We start from the raw sequence: 26,053 nt of genomic DNA on the forward strand, positions 1-26,053 counted from the left end.
GGCGAGTTCTATCCCGATCTCTCGGTTCCGACTTATCGTAGCGGAACCGAGGAAGGTGCTCGGGTCACCGAGTTGTTGTACTGCGGATCGAAGTACCAATACATGCCGCCAGGGCTCGAGATGTCTCGCAGCCACTCGCGCTGTTTCGGGAAGCGATGGTTCTGCATCAACGCATAGATATCGCTGATCACCGTCGTGTTGTCGCCGTAATAAGCATGTCCCATCAGACTGGTATCGATCTGCGTAACATCGATCGTATCGATGCCTGAAAGCACCAGGATACTCGCTCCCACGTCACCGGCACGCGGATAACCATTCACGGCCCGCGAAGCCTTCAACGCCAGGTCGTTCTGCGAAGCATACAACGTGACGTGATGGGCCAGGCTACTTAGGCGTGGCGCGATCTGTTCCTGGAATACGCGGGCATCGACATCCGGTGCTGCCAGGATCACTTCGTTGAACATCTTCTCTTGCTGGTTCAGATCCTGGGCCAACGCTTCGACCGCCGCACCAAAGGCTCGGTTCCCCATGCTGTGGGCGATCAAGTGCACGGCCTGGGCACCGCTGTGATAATGAATCTTCAGCAGGAACTCACGCAGGTGCGAAGCGGTCCAGAACGAATTGTCTCGATCGACGACGTACCCGAGCAGTTCCCCCTGGGATGGCCAACTAAAGAAGACCGGTGCGCCTTGAAACTCCAGGTCGTGAGCAATCTGGGCCGTTCGGCGAGCGGCATCTTCAAAGCTGACGTTGTAACCATGGATGAAGATCAACAGGTCGTGATTGGGAGATTCGGCCACACGCTGTTTAAGCATGTCGAGGAACTGTTGTTCTTCCTCAGACTTCACTTCCACCAGCATCACGTGGTCTTCCGGCTTCTCTTCAAATTCCCAGTGCAGCACCGAAGGCGATTCCAGCTTGCCCGCCTGATGCGACTTCGGAATGCTAACCTTACAGGTCCCGAGTTGTAGGTCGCCTTGTTCTTTTCCGTAAACGACCGACTGGTTCGTTAAGAAACGATCGTACTTGTTGTACTGAACCCAACCTTCTTGTCCCACGACGATCGCCCCGGTGATGGCCACGAGGACCGTCAAACCGGCGACGATATATTGCTGGAACTTGGTCAGCAGCAACGCCACCGCGATCCCGAGCAGAACGCAGGTCGCCGCTGGGAGCAGCGCGTGATACTTATGGGGCAGAACGCCGCCTGGCCAAACCATCGGTGCCCGGTCGGTGCCGTAGAACACCTCGACCACGTCGAATGGGTCGTCACTCGGAGGTCGAACGTCCGCCGGAGATTGAGCGGCCATCGACTGCATCGGAGCAGCCTCTGGCGAAAGCATCGGTGCGGCTTGTTCGGGGGCAGCCTGCATCATGCGGGGCTGCATCATTTGAGGCTGCATGGCCTGCGGCTGAAGTGACCGTTGCTGTTGAACAACAGGGCCTTCGAGTGGCAACGCTTGCGGCTGCGAGAATGGACTCATCTCGCCCGACATCCGCTGCTTCATTTCTGGGGAAGTGAGCGGGGCCTGTGGTTGGACCGCTTGTGGCTGGAACTGGGGAATGGGCTGAAACTGCGGAGCCAACTGAGGCGGGCTCTTCTGCTGCATCGCTTGCGGAGCGACCTGAACGCGGGCATCCATCGGCACGCCATGGTCAACCACGGGCCCGGTATGCGGAGCATCGGCATGTCCGACTTCCGTTTCCCCTTCCTTGTTACTACAGCCCACCAGCCCAATGGCAAGCGTAATCATCAAGATCATTCCCATGCACTGTTCGAGAATTCGATTCCCTTGTGCCCGGCACCGCGTTGTCAAAAGCATCGCTTTCCCCCCGACTCCATTCCACGTAGCCCCTGACTATTTCAAGTCAAATAGGGGGTGGATATTAGCGAGCCCGGTAGGGGAGTGAAAGATCGGTTTTGGCCTTCGCTAGCACGAAAAACGAGTCTTTAGCTAGTTAACCAACGGCAACTAACTGTTTGCCATTTATCCACTTACAACCTAGAACCAGGGGTGACAGGGCTGCGCGAAAAATGCTGGGGGGCTGAAAACCATTTCCCCCCGACCTTCGTCATATCCTTTAAGATCCAAGAGCGAGTCGCGACACTCTTCTTCCCCCTCTACCCCCGGAAACATGCGATGTTGCCCAACTCTCGAACGTTCCCCTGGACGCTTTCGGTACTGCTGCTTCTCCCCACGCTGCTTTACGCCGCCGATCCGGCACCAGACGCGGTCACCAAAGAGGATGAACGGGCCTACGTCCTGGCACCGACGCCGATCCGAGAGGCTCTGCAAGATCGCAAGTACGACGAAGCGATCCAAAAGATCGATGCCGAGCTGGCCAAAGGGGAAGGGGACACCGAGCAGCTTCTCTACCTGAAAGGGCGTGCGTTCCATTTCGCCGGCAAGTACGAAGATGCCGTTCGCACCCTGGAAGAACAACTCAAGCGATTCCCCGATTCGCACTGGAGCCGCAAGGCACAGTTTGGGATCGGGCTGGCCCATGCTCGCCGGGGGGATTATCGCAGCGCCGAAGCCGCTTATCGTCAACAGGCTCGCTACCTGCTATCGCTCGATCGGAAAGAAGAAGTCGCGGAGATCTATCTGAGCCTTGCCGAGGTGGCGTTCGATTGCGGAGAAGAAACCAAAGACCAGGCCGAGTTCAACAAGGCGCTACAGTTCTATCGCAAGGCCCTGGAGGTGGGACCGAAGCCTGCAACGCAGGATCGTATCAATCTTCAAATCGCCCGCAGTTTGAATCAGATCGGCCAACAGGGCGAAGCGATCCAAGTGTACGATCGCCTGGTCGCCGATGGCACCGACTCAGCCACGACATTGACCGCTCGCTACGAACTGGGGGACACGTATCGGAAAACGAATCAATTGCCTGCGGCCCGTAAGACATGGGAAGATCTGTTGGCTCTGCATCCAGAAGATAAGTCCGAACTACTTCCCAAAGCAGCCTTCCGTCTGGCCGAGACCTATCAGTTTCCCAGCCCCCCTAGCGATCAAGACCTGGAGCTAGGCGTTGCGGCGCTGGAAGCTTACCTGGCCAAATACCCGGAACATGAAGATGTGCCGGAAGCCCATTTTCAACTTGCACGAGCTTATTCGCATCGTGGCCGGGGCGACGATGCCGTCGCGGCTTTGCAGTCGTTCTTGAAGATCGACCAGTTCGCCAACACCGATGCCTATGCCGAGGCCCGGTTCCTGCTTGGTTCGATCTACGCTCAGCAGAACAAGTTCGACGAGGCAATCGCTGCCTGGAGCGAATACCTCTCGAAGCACCCCACCCATTCCAAGTGGAGCGAAGCTCAGCAGCGGATTATCAACACGCAGTATCAGAAGGCCGAGTTCGCTTACAACGCGGAAGACTACGATCAGGCCCGTCAGTTATGGCGAGAGTTCCTGGCGAAATACCCAGTCGACTCGCGAGCCCAACAGATTCAATTTCAGATTGGCGAAAGCTTCTACGAACAAAAGAACTGGGACGAAGCAATCCAGACCTGGAAGCAGCTTGCCAGCAAGTTCCCTGGCAGTCACATCGCCGCCCAGGCCCAGTACCGGATCGCCCTGACGACCGAACAAGAGCTGAACAAGCTGGCCGATGCTCTCGAACTTTACAAACAGTTGGCCAACACGCCGTTCGCATCCCAGGCCCAGCAGCGGATCAACCTGCTGACCGGCGAAGAACTGGCCGTCAGCACGCTGCGGAAGTTTCGCTCACAGGAAAAGCCTTCGATCAAGCTCGAAACGCGAAACCTCGAAAAGGTGACGGTGCAGATCTATCCGATCGATCTGGAAACTTACTTCCGCAAGATGCAGACGACCGACGGCATCGAGAACCTCGACATCGCTCTGATCGATCCAGCCAAGAGTTTCACCTTCGAGATCCCTGATTACGAGAAATACCGCCTCGACACCCACACAATCGATATCCCAATTCCGGCCCCTGGTGCCAAGGAAGGAGACGAATTGGCGAAAGCAGGCGTCGTCGCCGTGACCGTGACCGGCGAACGTAAAGAGTCGACCACGATCGTCCTGCAAAGCGACTTGGACATGATCGTGAAGAGCTCGCGCGACGAGGTGTTCGTTTACGCCCAGAACATGCGAAGCGGTAAGCCATGGGAAAACGTGCGTTTGCTGCTCTCGAACGGTAGCGAAGTCTTCGCCGAAGCAACGACCGGTGCCGATGGTGTCTATCGAGCTAAGCGTGACGAACTGCATGGCTCCGGCGACATCCGAGTCCTCGGCGTGATCGACGGACACTCGGCCGCCAACATCGTCAGTCTCAATGGGCTGGAAGTTGCCCGTGGACTCGAACGCCGCGGCTACCTTTACACCGACCGTCCTGCTTATCGCCCAGGCCAACTGGTGCATGTCCGCGGAATCATTCGCCACGTCCAAGACGACCGTTACACCGTTCCATCCGGAGCAACTTACGAGCTGGAAGTTCTCGACCCACGTGGCCGGGCCTTGCTATACGAAGAAGTCAAACTCTCTGACTTCGGTACCGCCGGAGGTCACTTGATCCTGCCAGCTCAAGCCGCCATCGGTTCGTACCAGGTGGTGCTCAAGTCGACGAAGGATCGCTCGGAGGCGTATTACGGCAACTTCCAGGTCGCCGAGTTCCAACTACCTCGGATCTTTCTGGAAGTCGAGACCGACGAGAACGTTTATTACCGAGGCGAAACGGTTCGCGGCAAGATCACTGCTCGCTACTATCACGGCGATCCCGTGATCAAGCGGAACCTCGAGTACTTCATCGATGGCAAACAAGTCCAGGCGCAAACCAATCAGCAAGGCCAGGTCGAATTCGAGTTCCCAACGCGTGACCTGCGTGACTCACGCACGGTTCAGATCGTGGCTCGTATCCCCAGCGAAGAAGCGGCAACGTCGCATAACGTCTTCATTTCGTCGGTCGGGTTCTCGCTCAGCACGAAGGTTCTCCGCGAAACTTACCTGGCCGGAGAATCGTTCGACGTGACCGCCACGGTGAAAGACCTGGAAGGGGAACCGCTGGCGACCGACCTTACCCTTTCGGTCCTACGGTTACCAGAACGCGTCCCGAACATGCACTCGTCGCAGGCCGCACCGGTTCCCTCGCAAGACCAAGAGGTGCTTGTCGCCAAGCACACTCTGAAGTCAAACGACCAGGGTGAGGCGCGTCAAACGTTGAAGCTTGAAGAAGGTGGTCGCTACATTCTTCGCTTCACTGGTGTCGATCGCTTCAAGCACGACATCTCTGCCCAGGCCGACGTCCGCATCTCAGACGAGAACGATCGTGTTCGGCTGCATATCCTGGCCGATCGCCACTTGCTGAAAGCAGGCGAGAAGACTTCGGTCGATGTCCATTGGCGTGGCGAACCAACGATGGCGTTGGTGACCTTCGAGGGCTCGAAGATCCTGGACTATCGCCTGGTCGAACTTAAGGCCGGGAAGAACGCGTTGAAGTTTGATGTCGACACGTTCCTGGCACCGAACTTCCAGTTGGCCATCGCAGCGATGACCGACCCTAAGCAGAAAAAGGGAGAGAAGGACGAAGAATCGCCGATTCGCTTCCATTCCGCGGAGAGTGAATTCCAGGTCGAACGCGACTTGAACATCGCCTTGAAGTTGCCTGAGTCGGCCCGTCCTGGCGACACCGTGAAAGCGGAACTCACCACAACCGATGCCCTGGGCAACCCGGTCGCGGCCGAGTTGAGCCTGGCATTGATCGAGAAAAGTTTGCTCGACCAGTTCCCATCGACGCTGGCCAAGCCGAATCAGTTCTGGCACGGCAACCCGCGCCTGTTCGCCATGCGGGCCAGCTCCAGCATCGACTTTTTCTACCAGCCTGCGACCCAGGAAATCGACAGCCGCTTGTTGGCCGAAGAAGAGCGTCTGGAAGAGATCGAAGAGACTCGCCTCGAGCTGAGCGACTTCGCCGACGCGCGTCGGCGCGACTTCGACATGCCAGTCGTGGCTGCGGAAGAGTCGATGGCGATGGATGGTGCTTACAACGGAGCCTATAGCGGTCCGTCCGGGGGCATGGGCGGCTATGGCGGGGACAAGATGCAATTTGGCGAGATTCAGCAGCAACAGATGGCTCAGCTGCCAATGTCTGGCCGAAAGTCGGCACGGGAAGTCAGCGGCCTTTCTTCAAAGCCTGACAGCCAGGTCTTTTCGTTCTTCGTCGGTTCGGCCGATCGAGGCGTGAATAGTGCGATTCCACAACTTCAAAATGGCCGCTGGGATATCGATGCGGATGACACCAACTGGTACTTCGACTCGAAAGGGGAGCCGGGGCTCGGCTACCAGGTGATCGATCGGAATGGTCAATACTCGAATCGATTTATCGCGTTGGCTGCCATTCAACCCGACGGCAATACGAATCTCTTCGGCGTGCTTAACCGCGCTGCCAAACCAGGCGAAACGGTTCTGCCAGGTCTTCCGCCGCAGGAAACCGCTTTCTGGGCACCCAACCTGACGACCGATGACAAAGGCGTGGCCAGTGTCGAAATCACGCTGCCACCCAAGTCGACGACCTGGAAGTTACTTTCCAACGGGATTACGGTCGAAACGTTGGCCGGGGAAGCTGAGGCGGAGCTGACAGTCTCGAAACCGTTGTTTGCCGACGTGAAACTACCGATGGCCCTGCAAAGCGGCGACAAGATTCAGGTTCCAGTTCGGGTCTTCAAACGAGATGGCCAGCCAGGCAGTGTCGAACTGACGCTCGAAATCACAATTGGCGAGAAGAGGGTCACGCAAACCAAGACCGTCGAGTTCAAGACAGAGAACGAAAAGCAACTGCTGATTCCACTCGAGATCGATCCCGCTTCGGTGAAGTCGTCCGATACGTCTTCGGCCAGCTTCCAGTTAATGGTCAAGTCGGGCGAGATGGTCGACATCCAACGTCAGACGGTGCCGATCCGAGAACGAAGCTATCGCGTTGTCCGTTCTGCCGGCGGGAAGGCTTCCAGCGACATGACTGCCACGGTTGCCTATCCCGAAGGAATGCCCTGGGAAGATCCGCAGTTGACGGTGGTCATCGGCCCGAACGTTCGAGCCGATCTGCTAAATGTCCTCGATCCTCCGATCATGCCGCTGTACCGCTGCGGTACAATCACGGCGACACCGATCGATACACTGACCAGCGACATTCTGGCAGGGCTCGCGTTGGAAGGTTTGCTGCAGCAAAGCCCCGATCAAGGGGGCCCTTCGCTCGACTCGGTGAAAGCGAAAGTCGATTCCGCCATCGCATCGTTGATTGTGATGCAGAAAGATGATGGTGGTTTTAGCTGGAGTGGTGCGGCTCGCGACACGAATCGTTATTCGACCGCACGTGCTTTGTGGGCTTTGGCCGCGGCACGCAAGGCAGGGCACCGGGTCAATACCGACCTGATCCAGAAGACGGTGCATGCCTTGAAGAACGAAGTGCCAAAGCTTCCTGTGGGCGACTACGACAGCAAGGCGACGATCTTGCATGCGTTGACGGTCGCCGATGTTGGCGACTTCTCGCTGGCGAATCAGCTGTATCGCAATCGTCCCTCGCTGACCGCTTCCGGCTGTGCCTATCTGGCGTTGACGTTCGCGGAAATGAATCGCAACGATACGGCCCGCGAACTGACCACGCTGGCGAAGACCAAGCTTGGCGAAAAGGGCATCTCCGGCTGGAACAGCTCCGCCGTGGAAGCCAAGTCGCTGTATGCCTTGTGTGTCTTGAAGACCGAGCCGAAATCGCCAGAGCTGGCCCGGGTTGCCCAGGAAGTGCTTCAGTCGCGTCAAGGTCATCGCTGGGATCCTGACAAAGCGACGGGACCGGCCATGCTGGCGATCTGCGGCTGGACTTCTGGCCAGGCCTTGGCTGCCGAAGAGTATCAGCTCGCGATCCTGGTGAATGGCAAGGCAGTCAAAACGCTGAAGATCGACGCCAAGTCGCTCACGCAAATGGTGACCATTCCGGCTGACTTCCTGAAGCGTGAGAAGCAGGAAACCGTTCGCTTCCAACTGACGGGTCGCGGCGAGTTCACTTACCGCTGCGAACTATCGGCCGACGTCCCACTCGACAAGTTGAAGTCGAATACGACGCGATGGTACGTCAACCGCAACTACGACCCGGCCCCGATTCGCTTCGATGGGGAAGAGATCCCCAGTGGCTTTGGCATCGTCAGTGGTAGCTATCAGTCATTCCGCAACGACCTCAAGCAACTCGCTGCCGGTGAACGTGGCAAGGTTCGCCTCCACATTCATCGCAGCAATGTCCGAAACGACGAGGACGACCAGCAAGTTGAATACCTGGTCGTGACCGAGCCAATTCCATCTGGCACGACGATCGATCCTTCTTCGTTGAAGGGACCCTACGAACGTTACGAGATCCACCCAGGCTTCGTCGTCTTCTATCTGGGGACCGGTCGTGGATCGCGTTACCTGCAGTACGACCTGGTCGGTATTCAGCCAGGCGAATACTACGCCGGGCCAACGCTGGTCCAAGATGTTTACCGTCCCGAAAGCCTGGCCGCCGGCGACGCGAAATCGTTGAAGGTCTTGGCCGATGGCGAAGACAGCTCTGACCAGTATCGGCTGACACCGGTCGAGTTGTACGAACTGGGTCGACGCAAGTTCGCCCAGGGAGACATTCCAGGGGCCGAGGCGCACCTGACCGAACTATTCAGCAACTGGTCACTCGACAACAACCCGCTTCGCGAGACGGTGAAAACGTTGTTCGATATTCATCTGCAGCAGAACCATTCTGCCGAAGGGGTGAAGTTCTTCGAACTGTTGATCGAAAAGTTTCCTGATGAAAAGATCCCGTTCGTCAAGCTGCTAAAGGTGGGCGATGCCTACAACGAGCTGGGCGAATACGAACGAAGCTACCTCGTCTTCCGCGCTGCCGTGGAAGCGAACTTCATGGTCGAAAGCCAGGTGGCAGGCTTCCTGGTCGATCAGGGCGAAATCATTCGCAGTATCAAGGTGATGGAAGCGTTGTTGAACGACTCGCCTCAGGAGCCATACGCTGCGATTGCCGAATATGCCTTGGCGACCGATGTTTACACAAACGCCGCTCAGGCCGCCGAAACTCGTGAAGGAAAGCTTCGCAAGTTCTCGCGTGTTCACTTCCAGAAGAAGTCGCTCCAAATGCTCGAGCAATTCCTGACGACCCATCCGGAAGATCCTTCCGCCGATGAAGCCGCCTTCGCGTTGGCCTCCGGTATGACAGAACTGGAACAGTATCAGCAAACGATCGATCTGTGCGAGCAGTACACCAACCGCTATCCCAAGAGCAAACACTTGAGCAGCTACTGGTACCTGACGGCGTTCTGCCACTTCGCCTTAAGCCAGCCCAAACAGGCCTTGGAGATGTCGGAGAAGGTCGCCCAGAGCGTTGCCGCTGGCCAGCAAAATGCAGACACGGTTGCCGCTCAGAATCGTTGGCGTGCCATCTACATCATGGGGCAGATCCATCACTCGCTGAATCAGGCGGCGGAAGCGATCGAGAACTATACCCAGGTGAAAGATCGGTTCGTCGATGCTTCGCAGGCCATCGAGTACTTCACCCGTCAGGCGATCTCGTTGGAGGAAGTCACCAGCTTCCTGCCGAACGAGAAGGTAGAGCTACAACTTGATTATCGCAACGTGAAGCAGTGCGAAGTGAAGGTGTATCGCATCGACCTGATGAAGTTCGGCCTGCTGCAACGCAATCTACAGAAGATCACGACGATCAACCTGGCCGGCATTCAGCCTCTGCATGAAACGACCATTCCGCTTGGCAATGGTAAGGACTATCAGAACAAGGACCGCAAGGTTCCTCTGCCACTGTCCGACGAAGGAGCCTATCTGATCGTGGCCCGAGCCGACAATCTGCACGCCAGCGGCCTGGTGCTGATCAGTCCGTTGAAGCTGGATGTCAACGAAGATCAGATCTCCGGCCGAGTTCGCGTGACGGTCAAGAACAAGGTGGCCGACACCTATGTCGACGACGTCCATGTGAAAGTGATCGGCACGGCAAACCCAGACTTCGTTTCGGGTGAAACCGATCTGCGGGGTATCTTCATCGGCGATGGCATCCAAGGCCGGACGACGGTGATCGCCCAGGCGAAGAAGGGGGAATATGCCTTCTTCCGTGGCGACAAAGAGCTTGCATTGACGGCCGAGGAATCAAAGCGGATGCGATCCAACGCACCGCCGATGCCTGCTCAGCAAGCGATGCCGCAAGGCAAGCAGATGGACTCTCGTCAGGAACTGTTGAAAGGGATCCAGTCGGGGAATGGTCTGATCCAAGAGGAACAGCGCCGGAACCTCGATCGTTTCTATCGCAACGATGTGAAAGATGGCATCAAGAACTTCAAGTTCTAGTCACGTAGCGGTGACGACATTGCTGTGGCAATGGGAACGAACACGATCAAAGGCATGAATGCCGCGACAACCGGAGAGCGAATGATCCAGTAATTCGCTCCCATGGCCTTGCAGGCCAGGGTCACCGCGTAAAAGCAAACGACCAGCAACAAGCAGTAGCCGATCGCGATGAAGATATTGCGATTCTCTTTTCGTAAGACAATGGGCAGCCCCAGGAACAGCAACGTGATATCGAGGAATGGCTGCACGATGCGGCTATGAATCTCGACCCGAACATCTGCGCCAACATCGAGGCTGCGATTGCTGAGCGTCGAAATCAACGCGTACGTCGAAGCATAGTCGCGCCATTGGCTGCTGGCAGTCAGCTGCTCGAAGGTGAGGTCGGTCACTAGAAAGCACTGACCTTGCTCCATCCAGGGATGGTCGTCCGGCATCAACAGAAGTGGTCCGTCCGGCAATTCGACCGAGGCGACACCCGCGGTTGTTTCTGGCTTGGTAACTCCGCTGACGAGAAATCCGCCGGGACGATCGGCCGTTGGGGGCATGTAGTCCGCTGTGGCGCCCATGACTTCCTTCCCCACGCCATCGAACTCTCGCGGCAAGCGAAACACAGGGGACTCGATCCGCTGTTCCTTGGCAAAGGTCGCCGCCCCGTTGATCAGCACGTCGGTCCGATTGTCAAACTGCTGCTGAAGAGTCTTGCGAGATTCGCCCAGCCAGTCCTGAGCGTTACGTGTCAATCGATCCATGTAATGGGGAATCAACAGTTCGCGATTCAGCACACCCAGCACGGCGATCACGATCACTGCGATCACAATCGGTCGCACGATGCGGGCCTGCGAAATCCCTGCCGCCATGAGGGCCGTCATTTCGTTATGACGCTGAATCCACGTCACGGTGAACATTGCCGAGATCAGCGTCAGGATACCGCTGGTCATCCCGAAGAAGGTAAACACGCGCGGGCTGTAGTAATCCCACAACACGCCGAACGTACTGCCTGTCTGGTCGCCATACTTCAAGAACTCGTCCAGGTTATTGAACGAGTCGATGACAATAAACAGTCCCGTGAAACTGATGAAGAAGATCAGAAACGACTTGAGGAACTGAAATAACAGGTATCGGTCGATTAGAAGCATGGGATAGAAAGTCCGCCCGGCTTGCTAGCATCGTGAAATGGGTTCGGATGCGATTTATACCGATTCCGCTCCGATCCCCAAAGACGAAAAGCCCCACACAATTTGACGGGGGGCTGCCCAACCACGATAAAACATACTGCCCAGTTCGATTCCTCAAGAACACCTCGTGGCAAAAGCGGTCGTCAAGATGCGTCGATTCAGCGGTTGGTCTCAGATGCTTGGTCGCCAGGTTGCTGGTCTGCTATTGCCAGGGACTTGTTGTCTCTGCCGGGCCGAAGTCGCCGACTATCGCAGTTCCCACGTCATCTGCGATTGTTGTCAGCAACGCCTCACCAAGCAGCGACATTGTTCGCGCTGCAGTGCCGTGCTAGCTCACGACCAGGTATTGCCTGACGGGGGCTGCCCGTGGTGCCATCATCTGAAGCTGCCGTTCGATGCAATCTTTGCGGTGGGCAATTACGAGGGCTCGCTTCGCGACGCGCTACTGCAAGCGAAGCTGCGTGGAGGCTCGGCGGCAGCATGGGACCTGGGTCAACTTCTGGCAGGCCGGTGTGACTCGCTGCAGGATGCTTCCCCAGTGGCGGTCCCGGTACCGATGTACTGGACGCGTCGCCTTCGTCGGGGAATTCATACCGCACAGCTTCTCGCAAAATCCCTGGCCTCGGCTGGCAATTGGTCCTGTTTTCCGCTGGTTTCGTGTCAAAGGCCGCTCGCGAAACAGAGTGAGCTACCTTTCTCTAGCCGCAAGGCGAACGTCCGTGGGGCATTCGCCGTAAGAGGAACCGTCCCGACAGATCGGCCGATTGTGCTGGTTGACGACATTATGACCACCGGAGCGACTCTGACGGAGCTAGGGCGTGTCCTCCGCCAGGCAGGGGCCCAGCAGGTTTACGTAGCGATCGTGGCAAGGTCGACTCCCGACTACGTTAACGCTTAAACAGACCTTGCCAGCCGATTTTCAGAAAAATCAGACCGATTTGACTGTTTTGTCCGCGTAGAAAGAATCGAAGCAAGAGGGTGGGATGAACGATCGAACCCTACTTGTTGATGTGGTTCGCAGGGAGCTGGATGCGTCCGACCTGGTTCGTCCCGACAAGGATGGCCTTCCCTCGACCCGACTAATATCGCGACAGCAACGAGCCGAAGAGAATCCACCCTTATGGACCCTGAATCGTCGAAAAAGAATGCAGCCCCGGTCAGTGGCTTCTCTGCCTTCCGTCGCGCGGTGCTTCGAGGACTGGCGATTGCCGCTCCTCCGCTGCTGACCTTCGTGATTTTTATCTGGATCTTTTCGACGGTCCAAAACTACATTCTGGCCCCGATCGAATCGACTGCTCGCACGACGATCGCCTGGAGCATCCAGGATGTCCACCGCGAACTTCCCAACGTCGCCCCGGAAGCGACCCGCGCCGAATACAAATCGGTCATCTATCGTAAGACTGCCAACGGTCAGTGGGTCCCTGGCAAGATCTACGACTTCGTCTACGACAACCTGCGCGATCAACCGATGCCGGCCTCAGGCTATGGCATCTACGAACAATACGTGCAGTATCGGTACCTGCAACGACGGTTCACGATTCCTCTGCTGCTGTGTGTCTGCTTGCTGGCGCTCTATTTCACCGGAAAATTTATGGCAGCGGGCCTCGGTCGTATTCTATGGAATGCCTCGGAGCGACAGATCATGCATCGGCTCCCTATCATTCGAAATGTTTATGGTTCGGTCAAACAGGTCACCGACTTTTTGCTAAACGAACAAGAAATCCAATTCACTCGTGTGGTTGCCGTCGAGTATCCACGTAAGGGGATGTGGTCACTCGGCTTCGTAACCAGCGAAAGCCTGCTAGATATCAAAGACAAAGCGGGCGAACCGGTCGTCACCATTCTGGTTCCAACCTCGCCGATGCCGGCTACTGGTTTTACCATTAACGCGAAGAAGAGCGAGACGATCGAATTGAATATTACGCTGGACCAGGCGTTCCAATTCATTGTCAGCTGCGGTGTGGTGGTTCCGTCCCATCAGCAGACTTCGGTGTCGCCGGTAGCAGGGCAAATTCAATCGCGATTGAAGCAGCGCGAAGAAGAACCCAAAAGCGCTATTCCTCACCAAGAAAATGGTTAAGAGTTGTTCGATTTTGATTGATCGAATCGTCACTTTTTTAAATCTTATCTCCGATTGGTTACCCCAACTCCCCCCTTGCGCAATTATTTTGTATGCTAATGAGTCGTTCAGACCATTAGCGACCCCATCGCTCTAGCGGCGCTGATTCAATTCAGAGAGCGAACGTCTGAACTCACCACCAGATTGGCAGCCTTCCCCAGGACACCGTCCTGGCGACAAGGCGACCTCCATCTCATCCCGCCTTCGATTCATGGAACGAAATAGCACGTATGAATGGTGAGCCTCTTCGTATCGGCACGCGCAGCAGCCCGTTGGCTTTATGGCAAGCCAACTTCGTCGCCGAAGAACTAAAACGTAGCGGCCAGGCAGTCGAGATCGTCCATGTCTCGACCACCGGTGACGTGTCATCCGGCCCGCTCGGCGACATCGGCGGACAAGGTCTCTTCACCAAAGAGATCCAGGCCGCACTATACGACAAGCGCGTCGACATCGCCGTGCACAGCCTGAAAGATCTGCCTACCGAACCAACGCCTGGGCTTGCTCTGGCAGCAGTTCCGGTTCGCGAAGCGTGCGGAGACGTTCTTGTTTCGCGTGGTGGCTTTCATGTCGACACCTTGCCCCAAGGTGCCGTGATCGGCACCGGCAGCGTTCGTCGTCGTGCGCAGCTTCTTCATACTCGTCCGGACCTCGAGATCCGCGACATCCGTGGCAACGTGGAAACACGCCTGCGTAAGATGGACGAAGGCGAATACGAAGCAATCGTGCTAGCGGAAGCAGGTCTGCGTCGTCTCGAAATGGCCGAACGGATCGTGCACGTGATCGACAAGCGCGTTATGCTGCCAGCCGTTGGTCAGGGCGCCTTGGGCATCGAGGTTCGTGAGACCGATCATCGTGCCAAGACAGCTGTCAGCGTGCTACATCATCCCGATAGCTTCCACTGCGTTCAGGCCGAACGCATTCTGCTGGCAGAGCTTCGCGGTGGCTGCCTTGCTCCGGTGGGTGCTTGGGCTCGCATTGAAGTCGAACGCGATCTGTTGCACCTGGATGGCATTGTCATCAGTGGCGACGGCGTGCAGAAGATCTCGGCCTATGCTTGCGGTCCGCCAACCAAGGCGATTGAGATCGGTCGTCAGGTGGCATCGCAACTGATCATTCAAGGCGCTCAGCGAATCATCAGCTACGCCCGCTCGACCGGCGGCCGAGGCTAGTTCCGCAATCTTTGCCGATCGATGCCCGGCACCTTTTTCCGGTTGCCGGGCATTCGGCAAAATCTGCCTGCGTGCTGGCAGGTTATGCTATCAGCGGATTAACTCTATACCGCTTAACGACTTCTCGCTTCTCGCGAATTTTCTTTCGAGTCGTTCCATGGTTTGGCACACCCATTGCCTTAGGAGAGAGCGTGTCCGGGGGGGCATGTTTTCGACGAACGATTCACGATGGTTTACGGCCTGTACATTTCGGCAGAGGGTGCTCAAGCCCAGTCGCGTCGCCTTGAGGTGATCGCGAATAACCTGGCGAACGTGAACACCCCAGGCTTCAAGAGTGAATTCGCGATCCTCGAAGCTCGCGATTCCGAAGCGATCAACGAATATCTCGACTCCCCTGGTTCCGGCTCCATCAACAACATTGGTGGCGGCGTGATGGTTCGCGAAACCAAGACCAGCTTCGAGCCTGGTCCGATCACCCCAACCGGCAACCGCGAAGACCTGGCCATCCGTGGCGATGGTTACTTCCAGGTTCAATACGGCGATCAGGTCTTGTTGACCCGCGGCGGTAACTTCCTGTTCACGCCTGAAGGCAACCTGACCACGCAAGAAGGTTACCCAGTGCTGGGCATCGATGGCACGCCGATCCAAGTCGATCCGGAAGCCAAGGCAGTCCAGCCAGGCGAATACTTCAACGATCGCGGCGAAGTGATCATCGGCGGAGAAGCCATTCCGCTGGGTATCGCTCGCCCGCAGTCGAATGCCGACCTGGTGAAGTTCGGGAAGAACTTCTTCCGGTCGCTTGGTCCGGTGAATCAGATTCCGGAAGAAGAACGAAGTGCTGCCCCGGGCATGCTCGAACGTTCCGCCGCGAACCCGATCACCGAAATGATGGCGATGATCGAAACGACGCGAGCCTACGAGTCGAACGTCAACATGATCAAGACCCAAGACGAAGCCCTGGGCAACCTGCTCGGCCGAGTCTTGCGTCAATCGTAAATACTCCCCCCAGATTTGAAACACGTCAGTTCGAGGCGAACAAGGAAGTAAGCCATGAGCGTTCAAACCCTCTACACCGCAGCCACCGGCATGCAGTCGATGCAAACCAAGCTCGACGTCATCGCCAATAATCTGGCCAACGTGAACACCACAGGGTTCAAGAAAGACCGGGCCAACTTCGAAGACCTGTTCTACGATCACATCGTACTGCCCGGCGAACAGGACTCGACCGGTAACCTCACCCCAACCGGCACCTCGGTCGGTCTTGGTGTTCGCGTTTCCAGCGTTCAGACCGACTTCCAGCAAGGTGCTTTCACCACGACCGAACGCGAGCTTGACTTGCTGGTCGAAGGAGAAGGCTTCTTTCAAGTGCTCGATCCAACCGGTGAAATTTATTACACCCGAGCCGGCAACTTCGCAATCAACTCTAACGGTCAGGTTGTCACCGGTTCCGCCGGGATTGGCCGCCCGATCGAACCTGCCCTCGTCATTCCGCAAGACGCCACCGCCGTTGCGATCAGCCCCGACGGCATCGTTTCGGTTCAGCAGCCAGGCTCGAGCACGCTGAACGAAGTGGGTCAGATCCAACTGGCAACCTTCATCAATCCAGAAGGTCTGCTGAAGATCGGCGAAAACCTGTACGCCGAAACCGGTTCTTCGAGTGCTCCGATTACCGGCAATCCTCAAACCAACGGCCTCGGCCAGATTCGCAGCGGCATGCTGGAAGCCTCGAACGTCGAGCCTGTCCAAGAACTGATCGACCTGATCACCACCCAGCGAGCGTTCGAGTTGAACTCGCAAACGATTCAGGCTGGCGATCAGATCCTGCAACTCATCTCGAACCTGCGTCGATAGGAAACAACTTCTAAGCCATGACGATTGCATCCTCAATTCGATTCATCCTCTGCCTGACCTTGTTGGTCATCGTTGCCGCTCCGGCAATGGCCCAATCGGGCAAGGTGGTGCTGAACACGTCGGCCACGGTTGGCGGCCCGATCGTGCGATTGGGCGATGTCGCTTCGGTCGAAGTCGCCGACGCCGCCATGCAAACCGAACTGCAGCAATTGGAACTGATGCCGGTCCCCAGCATCGACACGGCTGCTTACCTGACCATCAACGACATTCGCTCGATCCTGGCAGCTCGCGGCATCTCGTCCAGTGTGCTGGAAGTCACCGGCTCGAATCGCGTTCGCATGCAGCGTGGATCGGTTACCGAAACCATCCAGCACGCCACCGTCGAACCGAAGCGAATTCCACGCCGCACTTTCCGCGGCCAGGTTCAACCAGAACCATCGTCGGAAATCATGACGGTCGCCCACGTCATTCGCAATGTTCGCCGCGGCGAAGTCCTTCGCCACGACGACGTCGAACTGCGAGACTTGACCGTCGTCCGTCGCGAAGATTCGTATCCAACGGATTTGTCGAATGTCATCGGCAAAGAAGTCACTCGCGGCATCGCCGCCGATCGTCCGATCGCTTCGGAAGACATTCGCGAGCCAGTCATCGTGCGTCGCAACGAAGTCGTCACCGTTTACGCCTACGCCGGCAACATTGTCGTTCGCCGCGAAATGATGGCCCTTACCGATGCTGGCCTGGGCGAACTGATCGAAGTTCAGCCGATCGATCCCACCCTGTTCGGTCGTGCTCGTCAGGCCGAACGTTTCCAAGCTCAAGTCAAAGGCCCTGGCGAAGCGGTTGTGATGACCGGTCATGTGACCGTCCCGACCACGAAGCCACTGATGCCTGTTCCCCAGTCGGAGATTCAACGATGAAGTCCGCCCCAATCATCATCGCTTTGCTGCTGACCGTTTCAGTCGGCAGCGTCGCGTCGGCCCAGCAAGGTGGACCGATTTCGAGCTTGAGCCAACGCTCGCTCGAAGCTGCCTCGGCCGCCAGCGGCACGCCTTACAACGACACGACCGAAAACATGAGCTGGTACTACCGCGAGTTGCCACCACCTCGCCAGGTTCAAGTTCACGACCTGATTCATATCCGCGTCGACGAACGTTCGCAGGCCTTCTCCGACGGCGAAATCGATCGCAAGAAGAGTGGCCAGTACGCGGCGATTCTGACCGACTGGCTTCGTCTGGATGGGCTCGATTCGATCAAGCCAGCCGTGCAAGCCGATGGCGATCCACGAATCGTCGGCACGCTCAACCAGCGTCTGAAATCGCAGGCCGAAATGGAAACGACTGAAGGCCTCAAGTTCACGATCGCCGCCGAAGTTCAAGAGATCCTGCCGAACGGCACCTTGAAGCTGGAAGCACGCAAGACAATCACCGTCAATGATGAAATCTGGATCTATCACCTGCGTGGCACCTGCCGCACGGAAGACATCAACCCAAGCAATACGGTCCTGAGTGAACACCTGGCTGATCTGACCATCACCAAGGAAGACCAGGGCTCGGTTCGCGACGCATATCGCCGCGGCTGGTTACTGAACCTGTGGGACAAAGTCCACTGGTTCTAAACCTTAACCCAACCGCACGCGAGGAAAACGCCATGAACACAATCACGACTCACACGCTGTCCCTGCTGATCGCCATCGCCCTGCTGTTTTCGGCAGGCCGTTCGGTTGAAGCTCAAGTCGCTCGCAGCCAGTACAGCTCGATCGATTCGCAGCGATTCCAGATCAACCGTCCTTTGTCCGACTTCGTGCGTGTCAAAGGCCAGGAAGGGAACTACCTGCAAGGCGTTGGCCTGGTGGTCGGTTTGAAGGGCACTGGCGACGCGAACTCGACGCCAACCCACGCTGCCCTCGCCCTGATGCTGAAACACATGGGCAGCAACTCGGGCAATGGTGTTGGTGGCGAATACACGCCGGAAGAACTGAAGAACGTCAAGAACACCGCCCTGGTGATTGTGCGAGCTAACGTGCCTGCGGAAGGTGCGGAAGAAGGCGACTTCATCGACTGCGAAGTGAGTGCGATCTCGGCTAAAAGCCTCGACGGTGGCACCCTCGCGATCTCGACGCTACAAGGCCCGAACCCACACGACAAAACGGTCTGGGCATTGGCCAGCGGTGCAGTTCAGCTCTACCAAGACAAGATCCCAACCCGCGGTTACGTCCAGAAAGGTTGCCGAATCGAACGCACGATTCGCAATCCATTCGTCACCGCCGACGGCAAGGTCTTCCTGGTGATCAAAGAAGGTCATAAAGATTGGCGAATGGCCCAGGAAATCGTCTTCGGCGTGAACAACCTCGAACAGAACATCAGCCGTGGCAACAGTGGCCAGATCGCTCGAGCCTTGGACCAGAAGACAATCGAAGTCACGATCCCACCGCAATACAAGCAAGAGCCGGTCTTCTTCGTCTCGATCTTGATGGAAACGCCGATCGTCGACAGCCTGCTGAATAACAAAGTGGTGATCAACCGCTATCAGAACCTGATTGTGATCGGCAGCGATGTCGAAATCGGCCCGGTAGTGATCAACCACAACGGCATCAAGGTGGAAACGGCCAACCCGGAAGCATCGAAGTTTGTTTCGATCGACACTCAGAAGCAATACGCGACTCGCCTGAAAGACCTGGAAGATGCCCTCACCGCGTTGAAGGTGCCTGCAGAAGACATCATCGATATCGTCGAAGCACTGCATCACCAGGGCAAAGTTTACGGCGAACTGATTTACATCAACTAGAGCCTTTGACTAACTCGAACCATCCTTCCCCAGGTTTTCCGATCCCATGAACGTCACCTCGCTCAATCCGACCAACTCGAATCAGGCCGCCGACGGTCAGCTTCGTGCGAAGTTCGATCAGTTCGTGGGCGAATCGATGTTCGGCCAAATGCTGAAGAGCATGCGGGAATCGACCGGCAAGCCTGCTTACTTCCATGGTGGCCGAGCCGAAGAAGTGTTCCAGTCGCAGCTCGATCAGTTGCTGGTCAGCGAGATCTCGGAAGCCAGTGCCGAACAGATCTCGGACCCAATGTTCGAGTTGTTCACCGCCAACATGAATGCGGGCCAGTCGTCCGCCGCCAACACTTCCACTGCCGAAGAAGCCCAAGAGGCGATCGGTCAATTGGAAGAACTGCAGCGTCGCAACCAGGCCCAAAGCAACGAGACCGATTCGGCCGCCATGTCGCGACTCGATCTGTCCATTTAGTTCCCACTACGTCCCACTCCGCAATCAGTGGTTTTTAGCTGTTATGACTGCCCCGATGACTACCACCGCCGAAATTCAAACGCCTCTGGCTATCGATCTCGAGCGGGAAACAGCCACGTTTCTGCAAGAGCTTTCCGACGTTCAGTCCGACCTGCTGAGTGTGCTGCACCTGAAACGGCAGCAGATGGTCGCGAATGATCTGGAAGCGATGCAACAAACGGCCGAGAGCGAACAGGCCCTCGTCGAGCGACTCGACAACCTGCGAGACTCGCGCAAAGTGCTGCTCGAAAACGCTCGTGGCAAAGGGTTGCCAGCAGATAGCTTGCATTCACTCGCCAAGGTCTTCACTGATGGCGAAAGTAGCGAGTTGGCGCAGAAGGCTCACAATGCGAAGGATGCGATGCGGCATATTCAGAACGAAACGCTGACCAACTTCGTGCTAGCCCAGCAAACCGTCCTACATCTTTCGCAATTGCTACAAATCATTGCGACGGGGGGAAAGATTAAACCGACATATGAAGCGGAGAATGCCTCGAATCAGGGTGGGACCCTGGTGGACCAGGATGCTTAGGCCGTGCTAGCGCGGCTAGCCGAGCGAGGTAACAAGGATGTCTCTATTTAGCACCTTACAACAGACCAGCAATGCCCTGCAGGCTGCCCAGATTGGGTTGCAAGTCACTGGGAACAACATTGCCAACGTCAACACTCCGGATTACCTCCGGCAGCGTGTTATCTATACGCCTGCGCCGACGCAGGCCGTAGGTAATCTACGTCTGGGCCTTGGTGTTCAAGTCACCGCCATTGTCCAGCAGGTCGACCAGTTTCTGGAAGAACGCCTGCGTGGCTCGCGAAGCGATCTGGCCAAAGGCGAAGCGGAAGAAAATACCTACACGCAGCTCGATGCCCTCATTGGCGAACTCAGCGATACCGACCTGAGTACCTCGATCAACAACTTCTTCGGCTCGATCAACGATATCCTCAACCAACCCGAAGACTTGGGTGTGCGAAACCTGACGATCCTGCGCGGCGAAACTCTCGCCCAGGACATCACCCGGCTGTACGAGCGTGTGCAAAAGGTCCAGCAAGATACCGACGATCGCATTCGCAACGCCGCTACCGATATCAATGGCTTGCTGGCCGACATCGCCGATCTGAATGAGAAGATCACGAACATGGAAGGTGGCGTCACCAAGAGTGACGCGGTCGGCCTCCGCGATCAACGCCAACAGAAGCTGACTGCTCTTTCGGAACTGATCGGGGTCCGAGCCGTCGAACAGGAAAATGGCTCGGTCTCGGTATTTGCCGGGGGTGAATACCTGGTGCTCGATGGCATTGCCCGAGAGGTCTACGCCGATGAAGAGTCCAGCAACGGCAATAACTTCGTCGAAGTCAAAATCAAAGACTTCGAGTCTCCCATCCAATCCGACACCGGCAAACTGGCTGGACTGGTCAACTCGCGTGATCATATCCTGGGGAACTTCCTGAACCAGTTGGATACGTTTGCCAAATCGTTTGCCTTCGAGTTCAACAAGGTCTTCAGCAGTGGTCAGGGCCTGACTGGTTACAACTCGATCGATGCCGAACACTTCGTCGATTCCGACTCACTGACCGAACCACTCGATCAGGTCGGCTTGCCGTTCACGCCTGAGAACGGCTCGTTTCAGGTCAAGCTCCTGAATCGCCAGACCGGCGTGACCGAGACGCACGACATCTTCATCAAGCTAAATGGCACGAATGAAGATACGTCGCTGGAAGGCTTACGGTCGCAGCTCGACGCGATCGACGGCATCTCGGCCACGATCAGCCTGGAAGGGCAATTAAATATCGAAGCGGATCAACCCAACGTCGAGTTCGCCTTTGCGAATGATACCAGCGGCGCCTTGGCAGCCCTGGGGATTGGTACCTTTTTCACCGGTAGTTCGGCCCTCGATCTGGGTGTGAACGAGCTGGTCAGCACCGATCCCTCGAAGTTCGCGGCGAGTAAATCGGGGATCGGGATCGATACTGACAACGCGGTTGAACTTGCGGCGTTCGCCGATCGTGCCCTCGATTCGATCAGCGGCACTTCGATTACGACTTATTACAAAGACATGGTTGGGAGCGTGGCCCAATCGTCCGCTGTGACCACGGGGATCACAGAAGGTTTCCGCGTGTTCAAAGACACGCTGGAAGGGCAGAAGCTGGGCGTCAGTGGTGTGAACCTGGATGAAGAAGCGGTCCGCATGATCTCGTATCAGCGGGCCTTCCAGGCATCGTCACGAATGATTGCCACGCTCGACGAACTGTTAGAGATTCTGGTCAACCTGTAAGGAGGGCCTTTTGTCGCGAGTCCTTGATACTGGGCGAACGCTCAGCCTCGCGGCCACGGAAATCGAACCATGACACGTATCATTCCAGTACCGACTGGGCGAACCAGCGACTACTTGTTGTCGGCCCGTCTGACCAATCAGATGACGTCCGATCAACTCGACCTGTTGCGACTGCAAACGCAGTTAAGCACCGGTCGTCGCGTGCTTTCGTTGAGTGACGATGCCCCTGCCGCGATCCGGGGTGTCACGCTGCAATCGCTGCTGGAACAAAAGACCCAGATCCAAACCAACCTGATCACCAGCCAGTCTTACCTGGCCGCGACCGACGTGGCCTTGGCGAATGCTCAGAACACCTTGAACGACGTCAAAGGTCTGGCAGTTCGTCTGGCTGACACGACATTCTCGGACACCGAACTGGCCGCTGCCGGCGAACAAGTCGAGCGCGCCATCCAGCAGATGATGGACCTGGCGAATCAGCAGTTTCGTGGTCGGTATCTGTTCTCAGGTTCGAACACCACAACGCGTCCTTACCAGACGCTTGAAAACGGCTTGATCCAGTATCTAGGCAATACGAACGGTCTGCAAAGCTTCGCTGACATTGACCTGCTGTTCGATACCACGGTAAACGGCGACGAAGCTTTCGGGGCGATCAGCCAGGAAGTCAAAGGGCTGACCGATTTGAATCCGGTTCTTTCTGGCTCGACCAAGCTTTCCGATCTCAGGGCAGGGAAGGGGATCCAGAAGGGGAGCTTCCAGATCTCAGACGGGCTTTCGCCAGCCGTGACCATCGATATTTCTTCGGCCAATACGGTCGACGACGTGGTCCGCCTAATCGAAGCGAATCCTCCGGCCGGCCGAGAACTCAAGGTTCGAGTCACCGATACCGGTCTGACCATCGACATCGACGACGCTGGCGGCGGAAACCTGACCATCCGCGAAGTGGGTGGCAGCCGGGTTGCCGCTCAATTGGGGATCCTGAAAACCGAAGGCAACCTGACCAACCCAATTGTTGGCAAGGACCTGAATCCGCGCATCACGCTGACCACCAAGGTTGCTGACCTGTTGGGCACCAAGTCAAGCGCCGTGATCGAATACCCAGGCGCCAACAACGACATTTTGATCAAAGCCAACAGCAACGGCGAATCGCTCAACGGCACCAAGATTCAATTGGTCGACGATAACCTGCTGAAGGCCGGATCGGGCATTTTGCGCGGCAACGAAATTGTCACCAAGGGCTCGGAACTTCTTCGGCCTCAAGCAACGCTCGCACTCAGCGGGGCGGACAACAATCTGCTGCTAACCTCGAACCTGACCGATGGCAGCCTGGATGGTGTCGAGATTGTCATCGATGCCTCGAACGACATTGGTGACAACGCGGTGATCGGTCCCGTGACCGACGTAAATGGCGTGCCGACGATTACAATCCAAGTCGACGACAGCGACGAAACCACGCTCCAGTCGCTGGTGAACGCCATCGCTGCCGATGGTCGGTTTGCCGTGGGCACACCTCCTTCGAGCGGTGAGGGGTACGATCCGGCCAGTATTGTCGCCTCGTCGAACGATGGGCTCACCGCGGTCACTGGCGTGACCGCCCAAGCCGTGAAAGCCCGAGCCTCGCTTCCGCTGGTAGGTGGCGGCAACGACTTGACCTTGATCGCCAATCAAGCAGGCGACCTGTATAACAACGTCGAGATCGTCATTGATGCTTCGGGCGACATTGGCGATTCGGCCACGGCATCTTACTCTGACGACGGCACTACGCGTCGTTTGACGATTCAAATCGACGACAGCAACGAGACCACAGTCCAGTCGATCATGAACGCCATCGCTGCCGAAGGAACGTTCTCGGTCACATACGACAACGGTAACGGGGAATCATTCAATCTAGCTGCCGCGGTCAATACAGCCAGTGCCGGTACCATTGGTAATACCGGCAACACGGGTGGCGATACCAGCACCTACTTTGTTCAGGTCGCGTCAGGCACGACAACCAGTGCCGACCTGGTACGGGCCTTGAACAACGATGCCGTCTTCTCCGCAGACTTTTCCGCTTCGATCGACCCGAAAGATACAACCGCCGAGTTCCTTTCCGGGAGTGGTGCGGTCGACGTCTCCGTTCTCGGCGAAACCGACGGCGGCTCCGGCACGACGTTCGACGCGGACGCGGGTGTTCAAATTCAAAACGGCAACGAGACAACAACGCTGACGTTTGAAGATGTTGAAACGGTTGAAGACCTGCTGAATGTCTTCAATGGAGCTGGGATCGGCCTGGTCGCCGAGATCAATGCCGCCGGCGACGGCATCAATGTCCGCTCGAACGTAAGCGGCGGTGACTTTTCGATCGGAGAAAATGGCGGACAAACCGCTACCCAGCTTGGTCTCCGCAGCTTCACTTCGGACACGGTTCTTTCCGACCTGAACTTTGGCCGCGGCGTGAATGGCACCGATGGCACCGACCTGACCATCACCCGTAACGACGGTGTCGAGCTTGAGATCGACCTGGCAACGGCAAAGACGGTCGGTGATGTTCTGAACCTGATTAACAATCATCCGAAGAACCTGGATGGGGCGAACGCAATCGTGGCCCGTTTGTCGGAATTCGGCAACGGGATCGAAATCGTCGACGACAATCCTCCAGGCTTCAATCGCCTGACGATTTCACAAGGGGTGCTCAGCCAGGCCGGTGTCGATCTGGGGCTGATTCCGCCTGGTGAAATCGAAACAACGGTTTCGGACTCGCCTGATGCCAGCCCAGCGACGGCTGTGATCAAGTTTGCCGAGCCAGAAGACGTCAACAACGCCTTCAAGCTAACAGCAACCCAGCCAGGAACGACCTACAACAACGTTCAAGTCGAAATCGTGAACAACGTCGCCAGTGGCAACCAGGCCTTGGTTTCGTTCGACGCTGCCACCGGCAAGTTGACCATCGACGTCGATCCGACGCTGACTTCGGCGAACACGGTGATTGCCGCGATCCAGGCGGAAGGCACCTTCAACGCCGAGTTGTACTCGACCGAAGACGCCACGAACTCTGGCACCGGCTTAATCACCCAGACAGGCGTCCTGGCCAGTACGACGGGCGGTTTGCCGGTCGCAGATGCTGAGCCGGCGACCGCCGACATTTCGTTTGCCTCCCCCAATCATTTAAACAGCTCGTTCTCGGTTTCGGCTAAGACGCCTGGTACCGGGATGAATGGCGTCACGGTCGTGCTCGACGACAGCCTTTCGGGTGGAACCCCAAGTGCGCTGTACAACTCGGCCACGAAGACGTTAACCGTCAAGATCGAGGCGGGCGTGACGACTGCCAACCAGGTGATCGCTGCGATCGACCAGGAAGGCACCTTCGACGCCTATGTCAATCGCGCCACCGACACCACCAACGATGGTTCAGGCATTATTCAATCGGGCGGCACGGTCGGAACCACGTCGGGTGGTACGGCAGAAGTCCTTTCCGGGCGAAATGTGAACCCGATGGAGACCAAGGGGATCTTCAACTCGCTGCTGCGTCTGAAAGAGGCGATCGATAACAAAGACGTCCTGGAGGTCTCGCGCGTGGCAGGGCTGATGGAGGAAGATCTTCAGCGGCTGAGCTTCACACGTGGCGAACTGGGTGCCCGGGACCAGCATGTCGACGTGCTGAAAGCACGCGGCGAAGATGAAATCCTGGAGCTCAAGAGCACGCTATCACTCGAAATCGACGTCGATATCGTGCAAGCGATTACCGAGATGACCGCGAAGCAAGCCTCGTTCCAGGCTTCGTTGCAAGCCGCCGGCCAGCTTTACCAATTCAGTTTGCTTGATTTTATCTGATCCGACTTTGACGATTCTGTGGATTCTGCCAAA

At 56.9% G+C, this 26,053-nt stretch carries 15 protein-coding genes; 13 read left to right on the forward strand and 2 right to left on the reverse strand.

The window, feature by feature from the left end:
- Window positions 1-32 precede the first annotated feature (32 nt).
- Window positions 33-1,754 (reverse strand): alpha/beta hydrolase, encoded by a 1,722-nt coding sequence (locus AB1L30_RS10575; RefSeq protein ID WP_367013385.1) that lies wholly within the window; start codon window positions 1,752-1,754, stop codon window positions 33-35.
- Between the two features lie 387 nt (window positions 1,755-2,141).
- On the opposite strand from AB1L30_RS10575, the gene AB1L30_RS10580 reads away from it, so the two are divergent.
- On the forward strand, window positions 2,142-10,337 hold the full coding sequence (locus AB1L30_RS10580; RefSeq protein WP_367013386.1) for a tetratricopeptide repeat protein: 8,196 nt from the start codon (window positions 2,142-2,144) through the stop codon (window positions 10,335-10,337).
- Here the strand turns inward: AB1L30_RS10580 and AB1L30_RS10585 are convergent.
- Entirely contained in the window at window positions 10,334-11,473 is a 1,140-nt protein-coding gene (locus AB1L30_RS10585) for an LptF/LptG family permease (protein WP_345091537.1), read from the reverse strand. The two genes, AB1L30_RS10580 and AB1L30_RS10585, sit on opposite strands and share 4 nt — an antisense overlap.
- 166 nt (window positions 11,474-11,639) lie before the next feature.
- On the opposite strand from AB1L30_RS10585, the gene AB1L30_RS10590 reads away from it, so the two are divergent.
- From AB1L30_RS10590 to AB1L30_RS10645, 12 genes are all read left to right on the forward strand, one after another.
- A complete protein-coding gene (locus AB1L30_RS10590; protein WP_367013387.1) occupies window positions 11,640-12,410 on the forward strand; it encodes a phosphoribosyltransferase family protein in 771 nt (256 codons plus the stop codon).
- Window positions 12,411-12,632: 222 nt separating this feature from the next.
- A complete protein-coding gene (locus tag AB1L30_RS10595) occupies window positions 12,633-13,592 on the forward strand; it encodes a DUF502 domain-containing protein (RefSeq protein WP_367013388.1) in 960 nt (319 codons plus the stop codon).
- A 269-nt stretch (window positions 13,593-13,861) separates the two neighbouring features.
- Window positions 13,862-14,800 (forward strand): hydroxymethylbilane synthase, encoded by a 939-nt coding sequence (gene hemC / locus AB1L30_RS10600; RefSeq protein WP_367013389.1) that lies wholly within the window; start codon window positions 13,862-13,864, stop codon window positions 14,798-14,800.
- A gap of 228 nt (window positions 14,801-15,028) precedes the next feature.
- On the forward strand, window positions 15,029-15,796 hold the full coding sequence (locus tag AB1L30_RS10605; RefSeq protein ID WP_367013390.1) for a flagellar hook-basal body protein: 768 nt from the start codon (window positions 15,029-15,031) through the stop codon (window positions 15,794-15,796).
- Between the two features lie 54 nt (window positions 15,797-15,850).
- Window positions 15,851-16,651 carry a flagellar basal-body rod protein FlgG gene (flgG, locus tag AB1L30_RS10610; RefSeq protein ID WP_345091523.1) on the forward strand — a complete coding sequence of 267 codons (801 nt, stop codon included), beginning with the start codon at window positions 15,851-15,853 and terminating at the stop codon, window positions 16,649-16,651.
- A gap of 17 nt (window positions 16,652-16,668) precedes the next feature.
- Window positions 16,669-17,568: a flagellar basal body P-ring formation chaperone FlgA gene (flgA, locus tag AB1L30_RS10615; protein WP_367013391.1), complete on the forward strand. Its 900-nt coding sequence runs from the start codon at window positions 16,669-16,671 to the stop codon at window positions 17,566-17,568.
- Window positions 17,565-18,266: a flagellar basal body L-ring protein FlgH gene (locus tag AB1L30_RS10620; protein WP_367013392.1), complete on the forward strand. Its 702-nt coding sequence runs from the start codon at window positions 17,565-17,567 to the stop codon at window positions 18,264-18,266. The genes flgA and AB1L30_RS10620 overlap by 4 nt, the downstream gene beginning before the upstream one ends.
- A gap of 32 nt (window positions 18,267-18,298) precedes the next feature.
- Window positions 18,299-19,435 (forward strand): flagellar basal body P-ring protein FlgI, encoded by a 1,137-nt coding sequence (locus AB1L30_RS10625; RefSeq protein WP_367013393.1) that lies wholly within the window; start codon window positions 18,299-18,301, stop codon window positions 19,433-19,435.
- Between the two features lie 46 nt (window positions 19,436-19,481).
- Window positions 19,482-19,901 (forward strand): rod-binding protein, encoded by a 420-nt coding sequence (locus AB1L30_RS10630; RefSeq protein ID WP_345091509.1) that lies wholly within the window; start codon window positions 19,482-19,484, stop codon window positions 19,899-19,901.
- A gap of 55 nt (window positions 19,902-19,956) precedes the next feature.
- A complete protein-coding gene (gene flgN, locus AB1L30_RS10635; protein ID WP_345091506.1) occupies window positions 19,957-20,472 on the forward strand; it encodes a flagellar export chaperone FlgN in 516 nt (171 codons plus the stop codon).
- 37 nt (window positions 20,473-20,509) lie between these two features.
- The gene (gene flgK / locus AB1L30_RS10640; protein ID WP_367013394.1) at window positions 20,510-22,210 is read left to right on the forward strand and encodes a flagellar hook-associated protein FlgK; all 1,701 of its coding nucleotides are present in this window, start codon (window positions 20,510-20,512) and stop codon (window positions 22,208-22,210) included.
- A 69-nt stretch (window positions 22,211-22,279) separates the two neighbouring features.
- Window positions 22,280-26,020: a hypothetical protein gene (locus AB1L30_RS10645; RefSeq protein WP_367013395.1), complete on the forward strand. Its 3,741-nt coding sequence runs from the start codon at window positions 22,280-22,282 to the stop codon at window positions 26,018-26,020.
- Window positions 26,021-26,053 lie beyond the last annotated feature (33 nt).

The sequence above is a fragment of the Bremerella sp. JC817 genome (assembly GCF_040718835.1).
GTDB lineage: Bacteria > Planctomycetota > Planctomycetia > Pirellulales > Pirellulaceae > Bremerella.